Source organism: Mesorhizobium sp. M1E.F.Ca.ET.041.01.1.1 (genome assembly GCF_003997355.1).
Lineage (GTDB): Bacteria > Pseudomonadota > Alphaproteobacteria > Rhizobiales > Rhizobiaceae > Mesorhizobium.
On sequence record NZ_RZSL01000622.1, the window covers coordinates 1 to 3,361 of the forward strand.

A 3,361-nucleotide genomic window follows, 5' to 3' on the forward strand; every position below is an offset into this window, starting at 1 on the left:
GTTGGCGGCGGCGCCGAAGTCCGACATTGCGGCCGCCCATCGCCTCGCCGAGGCTGTCGCCGGTCGCGACCAGGCGATCCAATTCGATATCTTCAATCGGCGAGCGCTCGATCTCTTGTCGGCGGCGGCCAGCAAAGCAGCTTTAGCCGGCGATCTCGCCAGGGCCAAAACGCTGTCCGAGGCTTGGCATGAGGCGCTGAACACGATATCTGAGGCCGAGACCTACAATCTCGACAAGAAGCAGCACGCCCTGACCATGATCGACCGCCTGAAGTCTGTGATGCGAATGTGACGGCTTTTTTTGATGCATGCCGTTGCCCACTTTTGGGCGGCATGCATCGGCCTCGGGATGGCAATCGCCATGCCGATAGGATATCCACCGCCACAACTCACATTCAGACATTCATGACGGTTCATTCATGTCACGCGACACATTCTACATCACGACCGCGATCTCCTACCCGAACGGCAAGCCGCATATCGGCCATGCCTACGAACTGATCGCCACCGACGCGCTTGCCCGCTTCCAGCGGCTCGACGGCAAGGAGGTCTACTTCCTCACCGGTACCGACGAGCACGGCATCAAGATGCTGCAGACGGCGCGGAAGGAAGGTATCGCGCCGCGCGAGCTCGCCGACCGCAACGCTGCCGAGTTCAAACGCATGGCGACGGCGCTCAACGCCTCCAACGACGATTTCATCCGCACCACCGAGGAGCGGCACTATGCGTCCTCGCAGGCGATCTGGAAGGCGATGGCCGCCAATGGCGACATCTACAAGGGCGGCTATGCCGGCTGGTATTCGGTGCGCGACGAAGCCTATTATGGCGAGGAAGAGACCGAGGTCCGCGCCGACGATATCCGCTACGGGCCACAAGGTACGCCCGTCGAGTGGGTCGAGGAGGAGAGCTATTTCTTCCGGCTTTCGGCCTATCAGGACAAACTGATCGCGCTTTACGAAAGCCAACCCGATTTCATCGGTCCGGCCGAGCGCCGCAACGAGGTGATGCGCTTCGTCAAATCGGGGCTGAAGGACCTGTCGATCTCGCGCACCACCTTCGACTGGGGCGTGCCGGTGCCCGGCGACGAGAAGCATGTGATGTATGTGTGGGTCGACGCCCTGACAAACTACATAACCGGCGTCGGCTATCCCGATGAAAATGCTGAGAAATGGCGTTTCTGGCCTGCGGATGCGCACATCATCGGCAAGGACATCGTACGCTTCCACGCCATCTACTGGCCGGCCTTCCTGATGTCGGCGGGGATTCCGTTGCCGAAGCGCGTCTTCGGTCATGGCTTCCTGTTCAACCGCGGCGAGAAGATGTCGAAGTCGGTCGGCAACGTCATCGACCCGTTCACCATGGCGGAGCACTATGGCGTCGACCAGGTGCGCTATTTCTTCCTGCGCGAGGTACCGTTCGGCCAGGACGGCAACTACAGCCACGAAGCGATCGTCAACCGCACCAACGCCGATCTCGCCAACGGCCTCGGCAATCTGGCGCAACGCTCGCTGTCGATGATCGCCAAGAACTGCGGAGGCGCGGTGCCGAAGCGCGGCGAACTGGCCGAAGCCGACCGGGCAATCCTCGACCAGGCGGTGGAGGCGCTTGAGGTCGCGCGCAAGGCGATGGCGGAGCAGGGGATCCATCTGGCGCTGGCGGCGATCTTCAGCGTGGTGGCCGAAGCCGATCGTTATTTCGCTTCCCAGGAGCCCTGGGCGCTGCGGAAAACCGATCCGGAGCGAATGGAGACGGTGCTGTGGACGACCGCTGAAGTCGTCCGGCGGGTGACGGTGCTTTGCCAGCCCTTCATTCCCGGATCGGCCGCGAAGCTGCTCGACCTGCTGGCCGTGCCGGCGGACAAGCGCAATTTCGAGCACGTCCACGCCGACCATGCGCTCGTGCCCGGCACGGCCTTGCCGGCGCCCGAGGGCGTATTTCCGCGTTATGTCGAGCAGGACACCAAAGCCTGATGCTCGTCGACAGCCACTGCCACCTCGACTTTCCGGACTTCGCCGAGGAACGGGCGGCTATCGTCGCCCGCGCCCTGGCGGCCGGCATCGGCCGCATGGTGACGATCTCAACGCGTGTGAAGCGCTTTCAGCAAATCCTTGAAATCGCTGAAACTTTCAACGAGGTCTATTGCTCGGTCGGCACTCATCCTCACCAGGCGGCGGAAGAACTCGACGTGACCGCCGACGAGCTGGTGCGGCTTTCCAGCCACCCCAAGGTGGTGGCGATCGGCGAAGCCGGCCTAGACTATTTCTATGACCACGCGCCGCGGGAGGCGCAGGCGCAAGGGTTCCGCACCCACATCGCCGCCGCGCGTCGGACCGGGCTGCCGCTGGTCATCCATTCGCGCGATGCCGACGACGACATGGCGGCGATCCTCGAGGACGAGACAGGGAAGGGCGCCTTCCCCTTCATTCTGCATTGTTTTTCGTCCGGTCGCAGGCTGGCCGAAGTCGGCGTTACGCTGGGCGGATACGTCTCTTTCTCGGGCATCCTGACCTTCAAGAACTCGACCGAGCTGCGCGCCATCGCCGCCGACGTCCCGCACGACCGTCTATTGGTCGAAACAGACGCGCCTTACCTTGCGCCTGTCCCGCATCGCGGCAAGCGCAACGAGCCCGCCTTTGTCACGAACACGGCAAAGGTGCTCGCCGAAACCATCGGCGTCAGCGAGGCCGAGATCGCCGACATCACCACCGAAAACGTGTTCCGGCTGTTCACCAAGATGCCGCGCCCGGACATGGCGGGCGCCTGAGAGATGAGCGACCGGCTGCGCCTCACCATTCTCGGCTGCGGCTCGTCGCCCGGCACGCCGCGCATCACCGGCGACTGGGGCAATTGCGATCCGAACAATCCAAAGAACCGCCGTATGCGCGCGGCGGCCCTTGTCGAGCGGATTGCCGCCGGTGGCGGCCGCACGACGGTCGTCATCGACACCGGTCCGGACTTCCGCGAGCAGATGTTGCTCGCCTCGGTCAGGCGCATTGACGCTGTCGTCTATACACATCCGCATGCCGATCATATCCACGGCATCGACGACTTGCGCGGCTATGTGCACGAGCAGCGGCACCGTATCGATATCCATGCCGACGAGCCGACGATGGGGCGGCTGCGCCAGGCGTTCGACTATTGCTTCGACACGCCGCCCGGCAGTTCCTATCCGCCGATCGTCAAGCCGCATCTCATCAACCACGCCAGGCCAGTGGTAATCGAGGGCGAGGGGGGTCCCCTCACCCTTGAGCCGCTGCCGCAGATTCACGGCGATATCATCTCGTTGGGCTTTCGCGTCGGCGGCCTCGCCTATTGCCCTGATATCAGCGATTTCCCGGCTGCCACCGCGGAACGGCTGCGC

General features: G+C 63.5%; 3 protein-coding genes and 1 pseudogene. All 4 read left to right on the forward strand.

The window, feature by feature from the left end; genetic code table 11:
- Window positions 1-292: pseudogene (locus tag EOA38_RS31455) on the forward strand (DNA polymerase III subunit delta'); the annotation flags it as partial.
- Window positions 293-419: 127 nt separating this feature from the next.
- Window positions 420-1,970, forward strand: coding sequence for a methionine--tRNA ligase (gene metG, locus EOA38_RS31460; protein WP_127301058.1), 1,551 nt, complete (start codon window positions 420-422; stop codon window positions 1,968-1,970).
- Window positions 1,970-2,764: a TatD family hydrolase gene (locus tag EOA38_RS31465; RefSeq protein ID WP_127301059.1), complete on the forward strand. Its 795-nt coding sequence runs from the start codon at window positions 1,970-1,972 to the stop codon at window positions 2,762-2,764. The genes metG and EOA38_RS31465 overlap by 1 nt, the downstream gene beginning before the upstream one ends.
- Before the next feature lie 3 nt (window positions 2,765-2,767).
- On the forward strand, window positions 2,768-3,361 hold a 594-nt coding region (locus EOA38_RS31470), incomplete at its 3' end, for an MBL fold metallo-hydrolase (RefSeq protein WP_145966147.1).

Excerpts from the sequence above, each read along its gene's own strand:
- metG (WP_127301058.1), top strand. The coding sequence starts at position 420 with ATGTCACGCGACACATTCTACATCACGACCGCGATCTCCTACCCGAAC.
- EOA38_RS31465 (WP_127301059.1), top strand. The coding sequence starts at position 1,970 with ATGCTCGTCGACAGCCACTGCCACCTCGACTTTCCGGACTTCGCCGAG.